Origin of the sequence: Pacificibacter sp. AS14, assembly GCF_038899935.1 — a bacterium.
In the GTDB taxonomy this organism is placed as follows: Bacteria; Pseudomonadota; Alphaproteobacteria; order Rhodobacterales; family Rhodobacteraceae; genus Celeribacter.
Map to the genome: position 1 here is coordinate 72074 of NZ_JBBMQI010000001.1, position 16718 is coordinate 88791.

General features: G+C 55.1%; 17 protein-coding genes. 6 read left to right on the forward strand and 11 right to left on the reverse strand.

The genetic code is table 11. The features are described from left to right. Nucleotides 1–238 precede the first annotated feature (238 nt). Nucleotides 239–1444 (forward strand): multidrug effflux MFS transporter, encoded by a 1206-nt coding sequence (locus WNY38_RS00400; protein WP_342855338.1) that lies wholly within the window; start codon nt 239–241, stop codon nt 1442–1444. Between the two features lie 115 nt (nt 1445–1559). Here the strand turns inward: WNY38_RS00400 and eno are convergent, their stop codons facing one another. Continuing rightward, entirely contained in the window at nt 1560–2837 is a 1278-nt protein-coding gene (gene eno / locus WNY38_RS00405) for a phosphopyruvate hydratase (RefSeq protein ID WP_342855339.1), read from the reverse strand. A gap of 206 nt (nt 2838–3043) precedes the next feature. Here eno and WNY38_RS00410 point away from each other — a divergent pair, with 206 nt between their 5' ends. Then, nucleotides 3044–4261, forward strand: a complete 1218-nt coding sequence (locus WNY38_RS00410) for a GTP-binding protein (protein ID WP_342855340.1) — start codon at nt 3044–3046, stop codon at nt 4259–4261. A 117-nt stretch (nt 4262–4378) separates the two neighbouring features. On the opposite strand, the gene WNY38_RS00415 is transcribed toward WNY38_RS00410, so the two are convergent. Beyond that, nucleotides 4379–4798 carry a transcriptional repressor gene (locus WNY38_RS00415; protein WP_342855341.1) on the reverse strand — a complete coding sequence of 140 codons (420 nt, stop codon included), beginning with the start codon at nt 4796–4798 and terminating at the stop codon, nt 4379–4381. Nucleotides 4799–5100: 302 nt separating this feature from the next. On the opposite strand from WNY38_RS00415, the gene WNY38_RS00420 reads away from it, so the two are divergent. Then, nucleotides 5101–5727, forward strand: a complete 627-nt coding sequence (locus WNY38_RS00420; protein ID WP_342855342.1) for a TetR family transcriptional regulator — start codon at nt 5101–5103, stop codon at nt 5725–5727. A gap of 5 nt (nt 5728–5732) precedes the next feature. Here WNY38_RS00420 and WNY38_RS00425 read toward each other — a convergent pair whose 3' ends face one another. From WNY38_RS00425 to WNY38_RS00435, 3 genes are all read right to left on the reverse strand, one after another. Continuing rightward, nucleotides 5733–6605, reverse strand: a complete 873-nt coding sequence (locus WNY38_RS00425; protein WP_342855343.1) for a PhzF family phenazine biosynthesis protein — start codon at nt 6603–6605, stop codon at nt 5733–5735. A gap of 2 nt (nt 6606–6607) precedes the next feature. After that, nucleotides 6608–7876, reverse strand: coding sequence for a sodium:proton antiporter (locus WNY38_RS00430; RefSeq protein ID WP_342855344.1), 1269 nt, complete (start codon nt 7874–7876; stop codon nt 6608–6610). Nucleotides 7877–7959: 83 nt separating this feature from the next. Further along, on the reverse strand, nt 7960–8652 hold the full coding sequence (locus tag WNY38_RS00435) for an endonuclease/exonuclease/phosphatase family protein (protein ID WP_342855345.1): 693 nt from the start codon (nt 8650–8652) through the stop codon (nt 7960–7962). A 132-nt stretch (nt 8653–8784) separates the two neighbouring features. Between WNY38_RS00435 and WNY38_RS00440 the strand changes: the two genes are divergently transcribed. Further along, on the forward strand, nt 8785–9447 hold the full coding sequence (locus WNY38_RS00440; RefSeq protein WP_342855346.1) for a hypothetical protein: 663 nt from the start codon (nt 8785–8787) through the stop codon (nt 9445–9447). A 30-nt stretch (nt 9448–9477) separates the two neighbouring features. Here WNY38_RS00440 and WNY38_RS00445 read toward each other — a convergent pair whose 3' ends face one another. The 3 genes from WNY38_RS00445 to WNY38_RS00455 all read right to left on the reverse strand — a co-directional run bounded on the left by WNY38_RS00445 (nt 9478) and on the right by WNY38_RS00455 (nt 12473). Then, nucleotides 9478–10890: a YdiU family protein gene (locus tag WNY38_RS00445; protein ID WP_342855347.1), complete on the reverse strand. Its 1413-nt coding sequence runs from the start codon at nt 10888–10890 to the stop codon at nt 9478–9480. Nucleotides 10891–10946: 56 nt separating this feature from the next. Continuing rightward, nucleotides 10947–11906, reverse strand: coding sequence for a nucleoside hydrolase (locus WNY38_RS00450; protein ID WP_342855348.1), 960 nt, complete (start codon nt 11904–11906; stop codon nt 10947–10949). A 66-nt stretch (nt 11907–11972) separates the two neighbouring features. After that, nucleotides 11973–12473: a hypothetical protein gene (locus tag WNY38_RS00455; protein ID WP_342855349.1), complete on the reverse strand. Its 501-nt coding sequence runs from the start codon at nt 12471–12473 to the stop codon at nt 11973–11975. Nucleotides 12474–12630: 157 nt separating this feature from the next. Between WNY38_RS00455 and WNY38_RS00460 the strand changes: the two genes are divergently transcribed. After that, nucleotides 12631–13059, forward strand: coding sequence for a SufE family protein (locus WNY38_RS00460; RefSeq protein ID WP_342855350.1), 429 nt, complete (start codon nt 12631–12633; stop codon nt 13057–13059). On the opposite strand, the gene WNY38_RS00465 is transcribed toward WNY38_RS00460, so the two are convergent. Together WNY38_RS00465 and WNY38_RS00470 are read right to left on the reverse strand one after the other, a co-directional pair. Continuing rightward, complete coding sequence (locus WNY38_RS00465) at nt 13056–13700, reverse strand: DUF1638 domain-containing protein (RefSeq protein WP_342855351.1); 645 nt, start codon at nt 13698–13700, stop codon at nt 13056–13058. The genes WNY38_RS00460 and WNY38_RS00465 overlap by 4 nt on opposite strands. A 9-nt stretch (nt 13701–13709) precedes the next feature. Further along, complete coding sequence (locus tag WNY38_RS00470; RefSeq protein WP_342855352.1) at nt 13710–14405, reverse strand: B12-binding domain-containing protein; 696 nt, start codon at nt 14403–14405, stop codon at nt 13710–13712. Between the two features lie 109 nt (nt 14406–14514). On the opposite strand from WNY38_RS00470, the gene WNY38_RS00475 reads away from it, so the two are divergent. Further along, on the forward strand, nt 14515–15618 hold the full coding sequence (locus tag WNY38_RS00475) for a PA0069 family radical SAM protein (RefSeq protein WP_342855801.1): 1104 nt from the start codon (nt 14515–14517) through the stop codon (nt 15616–15618). 36 nt (nt 15619–15654) lie between these two features. Here the strand turns inward: WNY38_RS00475 and bmt are convergent, their stop codons facing one another. Continuing rightward, on the reverse strand, nt 15655–16671 hold the full coding sequence (gene bmt / locus WNY38_RS00480) for a betaine--homocysteine S-methyltransferase (protein ID WP_342855353.1): 1017 nt from the start codon (nt 16669–16671) through the stop codon (nt 15655–15657). Between the last annotated feature and the right edge of the window lie 47 nt (nt 16672–16718).

Sequence of the window (16718 nt, forward strand, 5' to 3'; positions counted from 1 at the left end):
GAATTGAGCGGGGTGTGGTTGCGGGGAAATTCTTGAGTTTTTCCCCGTGGCGCTCTCATTTGTTAAGGTAAAGCCCCACCAATCTGGCGGGGCATTTGTCGTTTGGTCCATCGCTTTCAGCGCGGCAGAAAATATACCCGCCGCGGCGCGCGGCTTGGCTGGACGGGGAAACTTGCACCCTTTAGAACTCAGCGTGCATTGATCTGAGAATCGAGATCAGCGAAGTGGGATATTTTAGATGAATGTTGAGCAGCCGAAATTAGGCCGACGCGGAACGCTGTTTTTGTTGATCATTGTGGGGGCCTTTCCGCCGCTGACCATGGACCTGTATCTGCCTGCCTTGCCGCAGATGGCGGATGCCTTTGCGACCAGCCATGCCATGATCAACACCACCCTTGGGGCTTATATGGTCGCCTTTGCGGTGGGCATGTTGTTTTGGGGGCCGCTGAGCGAGAAAACGGGGCGCAAGCCGATTTTATTTGCAGCCCTTGCCATTTACATCATCGCGAGCCTTCTGTGCGCCATGGTGTCGAATATCGAAAGCCTGATTGCCTTTCGGATCATGCAGGGGCTTTCAGGGGGCGGGGTGACGGTGGTTGGCACGGCCATCGTCAAGGATCTGTTTGACGGGCGAGAGCGCGAAAAGGTTATGGCGACGGTCATGTCGTTGGTGATCATTGCACCGATGGTGGCGCCCGTGTTGGGGGCCTTCTTGCTGCAAGTGACCACGTGGCGCGCGATGTTTGTGGCGTTGGCGCTTTTTGGCTGTCTCACAGCAGGCCTTGTCGCGCTGTACAGCGAAACAATTGAGGAAAAATCTTCCGCTCCAATTTCGAAATCATGGGGCCGCTTGACCGTTGTCCTGAGAAACCCGCGATTCACGTATTTGTTGGTGTTGTTCTCGCTTGTGCCGATGTGCTTGATGGCGTTTTTGGGCACGGCGGCTTACGTTTATATCGACGATTTTGGCATGTCAGAGCAGGCGTTTAGCTATATTTTCGCGTTCAATGCGGCCTGCGCGGGCCTTGGGCCGATGCTCTATATGCGGCTGTCGGCTCATATTCGGGTGCAAACGTTCGTCTTTGGGTGCTTTGGCGTGATCATCGTGAGCGGTGTGTGCCTTGTGGTGTTTGCGGCTCAATCCCAATGGATATTTGCCGCCTGCGCCGCCATGGCGACGATGTCGGTCATCGCGCTACGTGTTCCTGGGGCAAATTTGCTTTTGGAGCAACAAACAAAAGACACAGGCTCGGCGGCGGCGCTCATTCAATGCGGCGGCACTTTGATGGGGGCCATCGGCGTGCAGCTTGTGTCTGCCAATTCGCATGATCTCATTCGCAACTACGGTCTTTTGGTGATTGCTGTTGGCATCATCTGCGCGATCATGTGGCTGGCCGTGCAGCATCGGTCGTTTGTGGCGGATAAGGTGTCTAAGCCTTTGTGATATGAATCGTCGCCAGTCAAGCAAAGTAAAAGCCCCACCAAACTGGCGGGGCTTTTGTTATTCTATCAACAAGTCCTCAGCATGGCACCAATAATGCCTGCCGCGGCTCGCGGCCTCAGGCCTTGAGGATGGATGTGCCGGCGTATTCTGCTGTGGCGCCGAGTTCTTCTTCGATGCGGATCAGCTGGTTGTATTTGGCCATACGGTCTGAGCGCGAGAGCGACCCTGTTTTGATCTGACCACAGTTTGTGGCGACAGCCAAATCGGCGATGGTCGCGTCTTCGGTTTCGCCGGAGCGGTGCGACATCACGTTGGTATAGCGGGCGCGGTGGGCCATATCGACCGCCTTGAGTGTCTCAGACAGTGTGCCTATTTGGTTAACTTTGACGAGCATGGAATTGGCCACGCCTTGTTTGATGCCATCTGCGAGGCGCACTGGGTTTGTCACGAAAAGATCATCGCCAACGAGTTGGATTTTGTCGCCGATTTTGTCTGTGAGAAGCTTCCAGCCGTCCCAATCGTCTTCGTCCATGCCGTCTTCAATCGAGATGATCGGGTAGTCGTCACACAAAGCCGCCAAGTAGTCAGCGTTTTCAGCAGAGGACAAAGATTTGCCTTCGCCTTTGAGCTCGTATTTGCCGTCAACGTAGTATTCAGAAGACGCACAATCGAGCGCAAGGTAGATGTCTTTTCCTGGAGTGTAGCCTGCTTTTTCGATGGACTTCATAATGAAATCAAGCGCTTCGCGTGCAGAGTTGATCGCAGGAGCAAAGCCGCCTTCATCACCAATACCTGTGTTGTAACCGGCTGCGGTCAGTTCTTTTTTCAGCGTGTGGAACACTTCAGCGCCCATACGGATCGCCTCTTTGATGTTCACAGCTGACACAGGCATGATCATGAATTCTTGGATGTCGATCGGGTTGTCAGCGTGTTCGCCGCCGTTGATGATGTTCATCATAGGCACGGGCAAAACGCGCGCAGAGGACCCACCGATGTAGCGGTAAAGCGGCAGCGCAGAATAGTCAGCCGCAGCTTTGGCAGTGGCCAAAGACACGCCCAAGATCGCGTTGGCGCCCAAGCGGGCTTTGTTTGGCGTGCCGTCAAGTTCACACATCACAGCATCGATGGCTTCTTGTTCGGTGGCGTCCATGCCCACGAGCGCTTCAGCGATCTCGCCGTTCACGGCAGCAACCGCTTCCAAAACGCCTTTGCCCAAGTAGCGGGCTTTGTCGCCATCGCGCTTTTCAACAGCTTCATGCGCGCCAGTAGAGGCACCAGAAGGCACAGCAGCGCGGCCAATTGTGCCGTCTTCAAGAATAACGTCGACTTCGACAGTTGGATTGCCGCGGCTGTCAAGAATTTCGCGACCGAGGATATCGATGATGGTGCTCATTTGGGCGTCCCTTTTGAAAGAGGTTGGTTACAGGCCAATCACAGGCTTGATAGCACCCCTGAACGGGGCGTCAACATTTGAGCGCTAACATAAGGTCACTTTGGGTGTTAGCGGTAACGGTTTTCGTCTTTTCGGATGTGTATTTGGCATTGCCACTTTGGTTTTGATTGATATGTTATAACATACCGTTAAATTGAGGAATGAAGATGCCAGAAGAAGATAAACGCCTGCCAGTGACCGTGTTGTCCGGATTTTTGGGGGCAGGGAAAACAACGCTGCTCAATTCGGTCCTAAACAATCGCGAAGGTCGCCGCGTGGCCGTGATCGTCAACGATATGTCAGAGGTGAACATCGACGCAGATCTCGTGCGCGATGGCGGGGCCAACCTTAGTCAGACCGAAGAAAAACTTGTCGAGATGTCGAACGGGTGCATTTGTTGTACCTTGCGCGATGATCTGTTGATGGAAGTGCGCGCTTTGGCCAAAGAAGATCGGTTTGATTATCTGCTGATCGAGTCCTCCGGCATTTCAGAGCCCTTGCCTGTTGCGGCGACTTTTGATTTTCGCGATGAGGTCGGCAACAGCCTGTCTGACGTGGCGCGCCTCGACACCATGGTGACTGTGGTCGATACGGTGAATTTGCTTAAAGACTACGCCAGCCATGATTTTCTGCGCGATCGGGGCGAGTCCTTGGGCGAAGAGGACGCGCGCACGCTGGTGGATTTGCTGGTGGATCAAATCGAATTTTCAGACGTGGTCGTGCTCAACAAGGTCAGTGCCGCGGGGCCTGAGCGCCTGAAAGCAGCGCGCACGATTATCACCGCCTTGAACCCAGATGCGCAGATCATCGAGGCCGATTACAGCGAGGTGCCCGCAGATCGCATTTTTGACACAGGGTTGTTTGATTTCGAAACAGCCTATGATCATCCGCTTTGGGCCAAAGAACTGTACGGATTTGAAGACCACATCCCAGAGACAGAAGAATACGGCGTGTCATCTTTTGTCTACCGTGCGCGTCGTCCCTTTGAGCCGCAAAAAATCTATGATGTGCTTCAGGGCGAGTTGCCGGGGGTGATCCGCGCCAAAGGGCACTTTTGGATCGCAACGCGTCCCGATTGGTTGTTGGAATATTCATTGGCTGGGACCCTGTGCACGGTGAAACCGTTGGGGCAATGGTGGGCGACTATTCCCAAAGAGCGCAGGCCAACACATGAGCAGGGCGTCGCGTATCTTGAACAACATTGGCAAGATCCGTACGGGGATCGGCGGCAAGAACTGGTGTTGATCGGTGCGCAGATGGACAAAGCCGCGCTGATTGCCGCTTTGGACAGTGCCTTGGTCGCGCAAGAGGGCTTTGTCACAGAGCAATGGCAAGCCTTGCCCGATCCTTTCCCAGCTTGGAAAACGTCACCTGCCCCCGCTTAAAAAATGACAATGCGCCGAGAGCCTGCGCAAATGCGTCTGTGATCTCGATGCGCGCGCACGTGACAGCATAGATGCCGTGCCATCCATAAAGCGGGTGGTTGGCACGGCATCGACATTTCAGCTTTCACTGGGTTTGATCTTTTTCCCAACAAGTTCCATGCGATGCCCCGTGAGCTCATAGCCCAGTTTCGCAGCAATCTTTTCTTGTAAGGCTTCAATATCAGGATCGTAGAATTCGATCACAGCACCACTGTCTTCATCAATCAAGTGATCATGATGGGCCCGCCCTGCAGCTTCATAGCGCGCACGGCCATCGCCAAACTCCAGCTTTTCTAAAATCCCGCGCGCTTCAAAGGTTTTGACCGTGCGATACACAGTGGCCAATGAAATATTCGGATCGTGTTTGGCCGCACGTGCGAATAGTTCTTCGGCGTCAGGGTGATCGTTTGATTGGTCCAAGACCATGGCGATCACTTTGCGTTGGCCGGTCATCCGCAGCCCGATACCTGCGCAGCGATTGAGAATGCTGTCTGCCACGGGGTCCTCCTGAGGTGTTTAAGCGGTGTAAGAATATGACTTGTAGAAAACTGCGACGTCAAGGTCCAGCCCGCAAGTGCGATGCATGGGCGCGCACCATGTGCCCAAAGCTGTTTAGGCCTTGTTCACCAAAAGCCAAAAAACTGAAGAAATTTCCGTATGGTCAGGCAGGATATGAGAGTTTGTTAAGGACTCCATGCGACAGTCTGTCGGAATATTGAATGTGAGACATACATGAATTTAACAATTGTCCCGACAAGACATGTGTCTTCTCACCTGGCAAGGAGCGCAGGATGTCACTGATGGAACGATCCAAACGAGCTTATGATGAGGCCGTCAATGCCGAGCATATCGCAAAGATTTTGCAAGCTGCGCAAGAACTCGTGGTGAAAGAGGGCTTTAGCGCCTTTTCTATGTCGGCCCTCGCCAAACAGGCCAATTTGGCCAAAGGCACGGTCTACATGTTCGTGGAGACCCCGGAAGAAGTCTTCGCGGAACTCTATTTGGTGGCATTGGAAAATTATATTTCCATGGTCTTGCCCCATGCCGCGATGGACACGGCACTCACCGCTGAAATGTTGATTGCCGCAGATGATATCCCCTTGTTTTTAAAGCTTTTGGCGCGGTTTTCGACCGTGATAGAAGCTCAGCTACCACGAGAAGGCTTGATCGAGACCAAGCGCTCGGTGGCTGTACAAATGGAACGCTTCGCGGCGCGCCTTGTCAAAACGCGCGGTCTTGAGCTTCAATCTGCCATCGAATTGGCGCAGGCGCTTTTTGTGGCCTTACAAGGGGCCTCTCACTTGGCTGCCGAAAAGCCAGAGGATTTCGACAGCCTCCCCAGTGACGTGCAAGCGCTCTACGATCTGTCAGATTTCGATGATGCCTTTGCCCGCACTGCCCGTATGATTCTGCGCGGCGCGTCTTAAACCAGTCACACCAAAAGCTGACCTTGCATCATTTTGATGGCTGCGCCAGAAATGGTGACGCCGTCACGATCTGCATGGGCTCTGATCACAGACGGGCGCCCCATGTCTTGCCCTTGATAAACAGTTAAAGAAATCGGCGCCCCGCTGTGCGCGCAAAACAGGCTGGCCAAAGTGGCCGCAGCCGATCCTGTCGCAGGGTCTTCAGGGATGCTGTCCAGCGGCGCAAACATGCGCAGATGTATCACATCATGTCCCGCCTCAAGGCTTGCGATGTCATCGCGCCAATAGGCGGCTTGAGAAAAATCCCGACTTGAAGGATAACGCGCGTTTCCCGTTTTCATGGCCGCCAAATCAATCTCGATGTTCGACAGCGTCGCGCGCGATGTCAGCGCTGTAAAGGTAAACGGCACACCCATGCTGGCCATAACGGGGGCATGGGCAATATCCGTATGCGCCAGACCCAAGGTTTTCGCCACCAATTCGGTGTCGGGCTGCGCCAAAACCTCGACGGGTTGGCTGGCATGAAACGACGCGGTGCCCAGTTCTGCCTTTGCTGGCAGTACACCGACGCCAAGCTCCAAAGTTAAATCAGGCCCATGCCCCAAATCGGATAGCGCCACGGCGGCTCCGATGGTCGGATGACCCGCAAAAGGCAATTCACGCGTTGGCGTGAAAATGCGCAACCGCATCGTGTGTGCTGCATCTTTAGGTGTTTGAAAAAACACAGTTTCCGAAAAATTGAATTCCCGCGCGATCACTTGCATCTGTGCGTCTGATAAAGCATCAGCTTCAAAAATCACCGCCAATGGATTGCCACCAAAGGGTTGATCCGTGAACACATCATAGGTGCAATAGTTTAGCGTCTGTCTTGTTGTCATGCTTAGATATCCAACTCAGGTTCACGTCCTACACGTTCTGCCAATGGTGCCACGGTCAAGCCTTGGACAATAATAGAGAAAATCACCACCATATAGGTCGCAGTCAAAATCAACGGTTTCCAGTCGCCATCAGGCAAGGATAGCGCCAAAGCGACCGAAATCCCGCCCTTTAAGCCGCCCCACGTCATGATAGGGATCACACCAGGGGAAAACCTGCGAAAGGGTTTTAGCACGCTGACAGGCACAGCGACAGCCATGAATCGCGCAAACAACGCCAAGACAATCGCAGCAAGCCCTGCGGTCACTGAAGCACTGTCAAAGGCCACGGCGAAGACCTCGAACCCGATCATCAAGAACAGCACCGCATTCAAAATTTCATCGACCATCTTCCAAAACGCGTCGACATATTTGCGGGTCTCGTCCGACATGCCGTGACGCGCCCCGACATCGCCGATCAGCAAACCTGCGCAAACGGCCATAATCGGTGCAGACACATGCAAGGCCACGGCCAAAGAATATCCGCCAAGCGCCAGCCCAAGCGTGATCAAAACCTCTAGCGAGTAATCATCAATCAAGCGCATCACGCGAAAGGTCAGCCAGCCCAAAGTGATGCCCAAAATTGCACCACCGATGGCTTCTTGACCGAACAACATCGCAGCTCCTGCAAGCGCATTATCACTCGCACCATGATCATCCCCATGGCCGGTGGCGGCAAAAGCCAGACCCGACAGCACCAAAAATACAACATAGCCAACGCCGTCATTGAACAGGCTTTCGCCTGCGATCTTGGTCTCAAGACTTTTGCGCAGGTTGGCTTGGCGCAGCACGCTGAGCACTGCCACTGGATCAGTTGGCGAAATCAGCGCGCCAAAGGTCAAAGCGATCAAAATCGGCATGCCTGTGAACCAGCTAAACCCATAGCCAACAATCACAGTTGAAAGCCCCACGCCCATAGTCGCCATCAAAAATACCACCCGCCACTGGGTGCGCAGATCCGATATTTTCACATGCATGGCGCCCGCGAACAGCAAAAGCCCCAGCATCCCTTCCAGCAAAGCGCCCGAGAAATCCACCGAAAGTACCGTGGTGCGGATGGTTTCTTCGACGCTCATCTGCGGCCAAATCGCGTCCAAACCGATCACCACGACAGAGGCGATCAAGGCGACGACCAAAATTCCGATGGCGCTGGGAAGCTTTAAAAACAGGTAATTGATGGCACCAAACGCGCCCGCAAGCACGATCATAAGCGAAGCGATTTGTAAAAGCGTCATAAGAAATACCTTTTGGCCAAAGTCGCGTTCTGTGTAACACGCCATTGCAAAAGGCAAAGCGCCAAGTGGTGCGCGTGCTTGTATTAGGACGCGTTGATTTGCGCGGGCATAGCAACATCGGCCCAGATCGGCAAATGATCCGAGGCGCGACGCGACAGGTCCGTTTCCACCACGCCCGCATCGCGCAGCTCAAGTGACGCATCCAAAGCAATGCGATCAAGCGCCGCCACGGGGCGTGACGCGTGAAATGATTTTCCGGGGGCGATGACGTCAAAGGCATCTTTAAGCGGATCCAAGCCACCCGTGCGCGACCACTCATTAAAATCGCCCAAAATCACCGTGGGTTTCAACGCCATCTGTGCCAGCGCCGCGCGAATGGCGTGCAATTGCTTTTGTCTATAACTGCGCATGAGCCCCAAATGCACTGCCACAACACGTATGTTTTCCAAATCGACAGCGACTGCGCCGCGTGGTTCTAACCCTGGTAAATCAAGGCGATGCACCGCTTCAACGACAGCGGATTTGCGGACCAAAATGGCGTTGCCATGCCAGCCCACTGACACAGGCGAGGCCGCAACTGGTACGGAGGTGAAATCCGTATGGGTATCGATCATCCGGTGCGGCAAAGCGGCGGGGCGGGCGCCAAGGCGCATGTCGGCCTCTTGCAAGGCGACCACATCTGCCTCGATCCCGTTGATCACATCCAAAATACGCCCCGGTGCGCGCTTGCCGTCGGTGCCACGGCATTTGCGCAGATTGTAGGATGCCAAGCGCATCTGGGTGCGAGTCTGTGTAGTGGTGTGTTTGATGTCCATAGGGTTAATATGGGGATGATGGCGTGCATTTGCACCCCTTGCTGGTCTGAGCTATCGTTTGCAAACGCGTCCTCGCCCTTGAAAGGTTAAAATATGCCATCTAACCGTCCAAAGCTGTCTTTGGCTTCTGCCACAGTGACCACCAAAGCCATTTGGTTGCTGCTTGGGGTCGCTTTTGTGGCAGGGCTGTTTATGGCGCGCTATGCGGCGTCGTTTTTGGCCTTAGGGACCTTTGTTTTGACGCTGGTGCCGTTTGGGGTCGCGCGTAAATTTGATGTTTATGTGCCGCGCCGGTTTATGGCGGCGATCATTCTATTCATTTTTGCCACTTTGTTTTTGGGCGAGGTGGTGGATTTCTACAATCGCTATTGGTGGTGGGACGTCGTGCTGCACGGCGGGTCTGCTTTGGGCTTTGGGCTGATCGGTTTTTTGATCGTGTTTATGATGTTCCAAGGCGACCGATTTGCAGCACCCCCCTTGGCGATTGGCCTATTCGGCTTTTGTTTTGCCCTCAGCATCGGCGCGCTGTGGGAGGTGTTCGAATACGCCATGGATCAGACTTTTAGCATGTCGATGCAAAAAAACGGTTTGCAAGATACGATGTGGGATTTGATCGTCGATGCGATTGGCGGTTTGATCGGCTCTGGGGCAGGGGTTGTCTATTTGATCCGCGACACGGACACGCCTTTTGCGACGTTTTTTCGCGAAGTGATCACCCACAACAAGCGGTTGTTTGTCAAGTACAGATCAAAATAAGCGGTATCGCGGTGGAATATCGCAGTGGGATCATGTGCCGCAAAACGTGTGCGGCACCACCTCATGCGCCTCGGGCGGGCGGGTTAGATCGATGTCATCCTCGGCCAAATCCATAGGGGTGGACAGGACTTTCACCAAACGCTGCGCAGGGGCAAAATCGCCCTCAACAGCCGCTTGGATCGCTTGTTCCAGCCGGTGCGTGCGCGGGATCACGCGGGGGTTCGCTTTGCGCATCACGGCTTTGGCGTCGGGCAGGTCTTGGATGCGCGCCATCCATTTGGCGTGCCATGTGTCAAAGGCGTCGCGATCGATAAATTCATCACGCGCGGCACCTGAACTGAGCCCTGCAAAGACATTGGTGAAATCGGCGCGCGTGGCGCCCATCAGATCAAGTAGCTCTTGCGCGAGGTCCAAATCGTCATCTTGCGGGACTGAAATGCCCAGTTTGGCAGCGAAAACCTTGGCCCATTCGGCTTGGAACAATGCGGGGAAAGCGTTCAGACTTTGGGTGAGCACTTCAACGGCAGCCTCTTGCCCGCCGAGTTCTTGACTGAGCAAAGGTACAAAACTAGACCCAAGCTGCGCGAGGTTCCAACCGGCAATATTCGATTGCTGATCAAAGGCATAGCGGCCGTTTCTATCAATCGACGAATAGACCGCATTGGCCGCATAACCATCGATAAAGGCGCAAGGCCCATAGTCAATCGTCTCGCCAGACACGGCCATATTGTCGGTGTTCATCACCCCGTGCACGAACCCAAGCCCCATCCATTTGGCGATCAATTTGGCTTGGGCGGCGATGATGGCCTCATAGACGCCAATGGTACCCGTGGCGTTTGGAAAATGGCGGTCGCGCACGTGATCGATCAGCAGCTTTACGGCCTCGGTGTCGCGTTGCGCAGTGAAATATTGAAAGGTGCCAACGCGAATATGGCTTGAGGCCACGCGGGTGATTACAGCCCCCGGAAAGGCCCGTTCGCGTTGCACGCGCGCGCCTGTGGCAGTGGCCGCCAATGCGCGCGTCGTCGGCACATTCATGGCATGCATGAATTCAGACACGATATATTCGCGCAGCACAGGGCCGACCCAATTGCGCCCGTCACCGTTGCGCGAATAGGGCGTGCGGCCAGCCCCCTTAAGCTGGATGTCAAAGCGGCCATGATCCGTGACCACTTCGCCCAGCAAAATCGCGCGCCCGTCGCCCAAACGGGGCACCCAACCGCCAAATTGATGCGCGGCATAAACTTGCGCCAAGGGCTCGGCCCCATCTGGCACAGTGTTACCCGCCAAAATGTCAGCGCGTGTGGCCCAATCCGCAACTCCAAGATCATCTGCTAAGTAATTGTTAAACAATATTATTTCTGGATTGGGGGCTTGCTCAGGTTTTATGGATGAGAAAAACCGATCCGGCAAACGGGCGTAGCTGTTGTCGAATTGGGTCATGAGAGTCACCTTTGATATGCGCGCAAATTTGGCAGGTCGTGATACCGTGATACGGTCTATGTGGTTTGAAGCGTGGCGATGCGTTCACTCAAAAGCGCGAAAAACGCATCGGCGTCCAGATCGCCCATAAACATTGCATTTGGCGCGCGGTCTGTCACGCCCCACCAATCGGCCACGGTCATGCCACGGGTCAATTCTGATTGGGTTTCGATCGCGACATTGATGAACCGCCCCGAGAACATATCGGGCTTGATCAGATAGGCGATCACGGTGGGATCATGCAAAGGCCCGCCCGCAGAACCGTATTTTTCGATGTCAAAGCGCTCAAAGAAATCCATCCAGCCGATCACAACAGCGCCCACATGGCCCATGTCTTTGAAGGGGATCAGGCGCTCTTGGGTCACCAAGGCTTTATGGGTCACGTCCAAGGGCATCACGGTCAGTTTAACACCAGATTTAAAAACAATATCAGCGGCTTCGGGGTCAACATAGATGTTGAATTCAGCGGCTGGGGTGATGTTGCCCACTTCGAAATAAGCGCCGCCCATCAGCACGATTTCTTGTACGCGTTCGATAACATCTGGGGCGCGTTCAAAGGCGGTGGCAATGTTTGTCAGCGGCCCCATCGGGCACAGGGTGACTGTGCCGCTCGGCTCGGATCGCAGGGTGTCGATGATGAAATCCACGCCATGTTTGTCTTGCACGGGCATCTCGGGCTCTGGCAGCTCAATACCGTCCAGACCGGATTTTCCATGCACATGTTCGGCTGTGATCAAAGCTTTCGCAATCGGTTTGTCGCAGCCTGCGAAAACCAAAACATCGCCACGTCCAGCCACTTCGCAGACTTTGCGCGCGTTTTTAACGGTCAGCGCCAGCGGCACATTGCCAGCCACAGCCGTGATCCCCAAAACATCCACCTCAGGCGAGGCCAAGGCCAGCAAAATGCCAACGGCGTCGTCTTGTCCGGGGTCTGTGTCGATGATGATTTTGCGTGACAGGGGGGTGGCTTGCGTCATGGCAATGAGTCCTTGATGGCGTCGAGAAAGACCCACTGTGGCGCGGCAGTTTTGGGATGTAAAGCCTTAGCGGCGTATGACGCGCGCGCCCGACGCCCCACGCACAGTTATGGTGCGAATGCCTGCCAGATTGGGGGCTGAAATAGAACGTGCGACAGTGATCCGGCGCTGTGCTGGGGTGCCAATTGCTGTGGCTGTTTTCGGGGCACGCAGGCGAAAATCCAGCACCATCTCAGTTGGGTTATCCGTCTCGATGCGCACCAATTCAGCGTCATAATAGCCAAGGCTGGGGACAAGACCCACGGCTGTTACGATGGCACCAGAGGCAGATTTGACGATTGTAACATCCGACAGCGTCGTCACCAAAGTGCGAGTGTCTTGGAAATCGGCATAGCCGCGCTTGGGGGCAAGCGTGGGCAAAACGGTGAGTCGCTGGCCTGTTTCGGTCACGGCCACCTCTTCGGAAGGACCAAACCAGTTGAGTGGATTGAAGTTTGAGGCGCCAATGCGCGCACAGCCGCCCAAAAGGGACAAAGCCAAAACCGAAATGATCACCTGACGCCGCATGTCTTTATCCTTCAACTTGCCTATTCTTTGGCTATCGCACTTCGCGGCGTTTGAAAAGGGTTCACGCGCAAGGTTGTCGCTTACATTTGGCGGCATCTGCTGGACCTTGGGCGCGCAAAGCTCTATGTCAAAGCCAAGATTAGACAGGAGCACCCCCATGGCCAATGAAACCTTTGAAGACCTCGTAGAGACCTTTGAATTTCTCGACGATTGGGAAGACCGCTACCGTCATGTCATCGATATGGGCAAAGCCTTTCCGGTGCTTGATCCTGCGTTTCAAGTGCCTGCCACTAAGGTCGAGGGTTGTGCCTCTCAGGTCTGGCTTGTGCCAAGTTTTGACGGGCAGGGGCCTGAGGCGCGGTTTGATTTCTTGGGCGGATCAGATGCGATGATCGTCCAAGGATTGATCGCTGTTTTGCATGCCCTGTATTCTGGCTTGACTGCCGCGGACGTGGCGAAAACTGATGCTGTGGCCGAACTTGGACGTTTGGGCCTGAACGATCACCTGTCTGCGCAGCGTTCAAACGGTGTGCGCGCAATGGTGGCGCGCATTCACGAGACGGCAGCGGCGCATTTGGCCGCTTAAGGTTTCGAAGTTAAAAAGCCTGCAAGGTCACCGTAGCCTGTTTGGCGGTGCTCAAATGTCAGCCCCAATCGATCGGCGCACACTTTGGCTTTGGCCAATAGATCGGCGTCATCGGTTTGGGCCAAATAGACCAAGGTCTCGTAGTTGCCAAAGTACATATCGCGCAGGTCTGGGTAGCGATCCAAGCCCAGTGGCGTCCAGACAAAGGCGTCAAACTGTCGGGCCAAAAAGTCTGTCAGGAAAAAGCTGGTGACCTCGCCGCGCGCGATGAACTGATCTGTGCCATCGAAAAACGCATAGCAATGGGGGGCGTTGATCATGGTGGCCCCGAGCCGGTCGCACGTGGTTTGCAACAGCCCGCCGGTGCCGCAATCGCCGTATGTGACTAGAAAATGATCGTAATCTGATCGGTTCTTTTCGATAGTGTCTTCAACGGCTTGCGGGATGTCTTTGGGCGTGTTGTGCAAAATCGCGGGCAAGCAGGTCAGGGTCAGATGGTCCAAGCCGTTCAAATCGATGATGGCCAAAACCTCGCGCGCTAAGGCTCCGCAGGCGATGACCAAGGTCTTGCCCGTACCAAACGGCAAAAGCCCCACATCACGCAGGGCTTCGTCCGTTATTTTGCTGTCAATCGCGGGCATCTGCCCAGATCAAGCTTGGTTGTGGCGGCGCGCGATCATGGATTTCGCGGTCTCAACCGCAATCGCCGCATCATCACAGTAAGCATCCGCACCGATGGCTTTGCCAAACTCTTCGTTCAGCGGCGCACCACCGACAAGCACGATGTAGTCTTGGCGTTTGCCCATTTCGGTCAGCTGGTCGATGACCACCTTCATGTAAGGCATCGTCGTGGTCAGCAAAGCGGACATGCCGATGATGTCACAGCCTTCCGCAATGGCAGTGTTGATGTAGTCATCAGCTGGGTTGTTGATGCCCAGATCGATGATTTCAAATCCAGCACCTTCCATCATCATCGCCACAAGATTTTTGCCGATGTCGTGGATGTCGCCTTTAACAGTCCCGATGACCATTTTGCCCATTTTCGGCGCGCCTGTTTCCACCAGAAGTGGCTTCAAAATGGACATGCCGCCCTTCATGGCTTGCGCAGAACGCAGCACTTCGGGGACGAACAAAATACCGTCACGAAAGTCATCGCCGACAATCTGCATGCCCAAGACCAAAGACTTGGTTAAGATGTCGTAAGGCACCCAACCGCGGGCCAAAAGAATGGTGACGGCTTCGGCGATCTCGTCTTTGAGGCCATCGTAAAGATCGTCCATCATTTGTTCGACCAGCTCGGAATCGTTGAGATCGGCTAGGATGAGATCGCCTTCTTGATCAGACATATGCAGTTCCTTTTGTGTCGGCACCGGTGAAAGCCTGTGCTGTTATATTTCGGCCTACCCTAAACAGAAGGGCTTGGCAAATGTTCTCATTTTGTTCTACATCTTGAGTATGGCATATGATTCCACACTCCCCCTTGGGCCGGCGTTGCCGCTGGGCCTCAAAGCAAAAGCCCGCGGTGCGGCGTCCAACGCTGTGGGCCGGTTCGAAAAGCTGGCCCGCGAAACCTATATCGACGGATGGGACGCGCCTTTCGAGGAAACGACCCTGCGCACCACGACCGTGGACGAGCGCCCGCGCAAAATCATTTCGCGCAATGACAGCCCCGATTTGCCGTTCGATCGCTCGATCAACCCGTATCGCGGCTGCGAACACGGGTGCAGTTATTGTTACGCGCGGCCCAGTCACGCTTATTTGGGCCTGTCGGCGGGCTTGGATTTCGAGACGCGATTGACGCGCAAAAAGGACGCGGCAGAGGTTCTGGCGCGCGAATTGTCGGCCAAATCCTATGACGTGGCCCCGATTGGCATTGGCACCAATACGGATCCGTACCAACCCATCGAGGCGCGTGACCGCGTGATGCGCGATATTTTGACGGTGCTGAGCGAGCACAATCATCCGGTGATGATCACCACCAAAGGCACGTTGATTGAACGCGATATCGATATTTTGCGCGGTATGGCAGCCAAGGGCTTGGTGCATGTGGGGATTTCTGTCACCACGTTGGGGTCCACGCTGTCGCGCCAATTGGAACCCCGTGCGCCCGCACCTGCGCGGCGTCTCAAAACCATTCGTATGCTCAGTGATGCGGGCATTCCCGTGCGCGCTATGGTGGCGCCGGTTATTCCAGCGCTCACTGACCATGAACTTGAAGCGATCATGGGCGCTTGCGCCAAAAACGGTGCGCAGGCCGCCAGCTATATTATGCTGCGTCTGCCGCGTGAGGTCGCACCCTTGTTCGAGGACTGGCTGAATGAGCATGTGCCCGACCGCGCCGCCCGCGTGATGAACCGCGTGCGAGAACTGCACGGGGGCAAGGACTACGACAGCAGCTTTACCAAGCGGATGAAGGGGCAGGGCGAATGGGCGGATTTGATGGCGCAGCGGTTCGACATCGCGCTCAACCGCACAGGTCTGCGGCTGAAACTGCCACGCTTGACGCGCGACCTGTTTCGCGTGCCGCCCAAAATGGGCGACCAACTGTCGTTGTTTTGACCGCTGAATGGTCATCTGCGGATCACCCTGCTTGGTTTAGGTGCGACGACGGCGCGAAGATGAACGATCACGTGTCGGGCCCAAGTCGTCGGTGCCGTCAGAGGGGGAAGAGAACCCACCAAGTTTTTCCGCGATAAACTCAAGCGTTGGGCGTTCGCCGCGTGGACGGGTTTCAAGCGCTTCGCGCATCGCACGCAAATGCACCGGCGTCGTGCCACAGCAACCGCCAATGATCGTCGCGCCCGCATCGCGCGCCATGCAAGCGTAATCGGCCATCAATTCAGGCGTGCCATCATAGTGGATGTGGCCGTCGTGGTATTTGGGGATGCCTGCGTTGCCTTTGGCAATGATAGGCCGGCCCGTGCCTTGGGCAGAAAACCCCAGAACAGTACGCAACAGATCAGAGGATCCAACGCCACAATTGGCGCCATAAGCCACGGGCGGGTTGTCGATTTTTTCCACCAAGCTGGCCATTTGTGTTGAGGTCACACCCATCATCGTGCGGCCAGCCGTGTCAAAGGACATTGTGCCAGCCCAAGCCATTCCGGCCAAACGCGCGCCTTCGGCGGCGGCGCGGTATTCTTCGGGGGCCGATATAGTCTCGATCCACAAAACATCAACGCCGCCAGCTTTCAGGCCCTCGGCTTGCTCATGGAACATTTCAACAGCGTCGGAAAAACTCAAGGTGCCGGTGGGTTCCATGATGTCACCAGTGGGTCCAACAGAGCCCGCAACAATCACAGTGCGTCCCGCTTTGTCTGCCACTTCACGGCCGATTTCGGCGGCGGCTTTGTTCAATTCATGCACGCGCGATTGAGCGTCATGCAGTTTGAGACGCGAGGCATTGCCGCCAAAGGTGTTGGTCAAGAAAATGTCGGAGCCCGCATCGACCGCGCCCTTATAGAGTTTGGTGATGTTTTCAGGTTTGTCGACATTCCAAAGCTCAGGCGCATCGCCAGATTGCAGGCCCATATTGAACAATGCTGTGCCAGTCGCACCATCGGTCAAAAGCCAATCGCGTTCGCTGAGCAGGCGGGTGAGGGCATCAGTCATGGTAAAATCCGGTCTATTTGGGCCGCGCTATGACAGCGGGCAGTGTT

Excerpts from the sequence above, each read along its gene's own strand:
- WNY38_RS00420 (WP_342855342.1), top strand. The coding sequence starts at position 5,101 with ATGGAACGATCCAAACGAGCTTATGATGAGGCCGTCAATGCCGAGCAT.
- WNY38_RS00450 (WP_342855348.1), bottom strand. The coding sequence starts at position 11,906 with ATGACGCAAGCCACCCCCCTGTCACGCAAAATCATCATCGACACAGAC.
- WNY38_RS00475 (WP_342855801.1), top strand. The coding sequence starts at position 14,515 with ATGGCATATGATTCCACACTCCCCCTTGGGCCGGCGTTGCCGCTGGGC.
- WNY38_RS00455 (WP_342855349.1), bottom strand. The coding sequence starts at position 12,473 with ATGCGGCGTCAGGTGATCATTTCGGTTTTGGCTTTGTCCCTTTTGGGC.
- WNY38_RS00430 (WP_342855344.1), bottom strand. The coding sequence starts at position 7,876 with ATGACGCTTTTACAAATCGCTTCGCTTATGATCGTGCTTGCGGGCGCG.
- WNY38_RS00470 (WP_342855352.1), bottom strand. The coding sequence starts at position 14,405 with ATGTCTGATCAAGAAGGCGATCTCATCCTAGCCGATCTCAACGATTCC.
- WNY38_RS00435 (WP_342855345.1), bottom strand. The coding sequence starts at position 8,652 with ATGCGCTTGGCATCCTACAATCTGCGCAAATGCCGTGGCACCGACGGC.
- WNY38_RS00465 (WP_342855351.1), bottom strand. The coding sequence starts at position 13,700 with ATGCCCGCGATTGACAGCAAAATAACGGACGAAGCCCTGCGTGATGTG.
- WNY38_RS00400 (WP_342855338.1), top strand. The coding sequence starts at position 239 with ATGAATGTTGAGCAGCCGAAATTAGGCCGACGCGGAACGCTGTTTTTG.
- eno (WP_342855339.1), bottom strand. The coding sequence starts at position 2,837 with ATGAGCACCATCATCGATATCCTCGGTCGCGAAATTCTTGACAGCCGC.
- WNY38_RS00460 (WP_342855350.1), top strand. The coding sequence starts at position 12,631 with ATGGCCAATGAAACCTTTGAAGACCTCGTAGAGACCTTTGAATTTCTC.
- WNY38_RS00445 (WP_342855347.1), bottom strand. The coding sequence starts at position 10,890 with ATGACCCAATTCGACAACAGCTACGCCCGTTTGCCGGATCGGTTTTTC.
- WNY38_RS00440 (WP_342855346.1), top strand. The coding sequence starts at position 8,785 with ATGCCATCTAACCGTCCAAAGCTGTCTTTGGCTTCTGCCACAGTGACC.
- WNY38_RS00425 (WP_342855343.1), bottom strand. The coding sequence starts at position 6,605 with ATGACAACAAGACAGACGCTAAACTATTGCACCTATGATGTGTTCACG.
- WNY38_RS00410 (WP_342855340.1), top strand. The coding sequence starts at position 3,044 with ATGCCAGAAGAAGATAAACGCCTGCCAGTGACCGTGTTGTCCGGATTT.
- bmt (WP_342855353.1), bottom strand. The coding sequence starts at position 16,671 with ATGACTGATGCCCTCACCCGCCTGCTCAGCGAACGCGATTGGCTTTTG.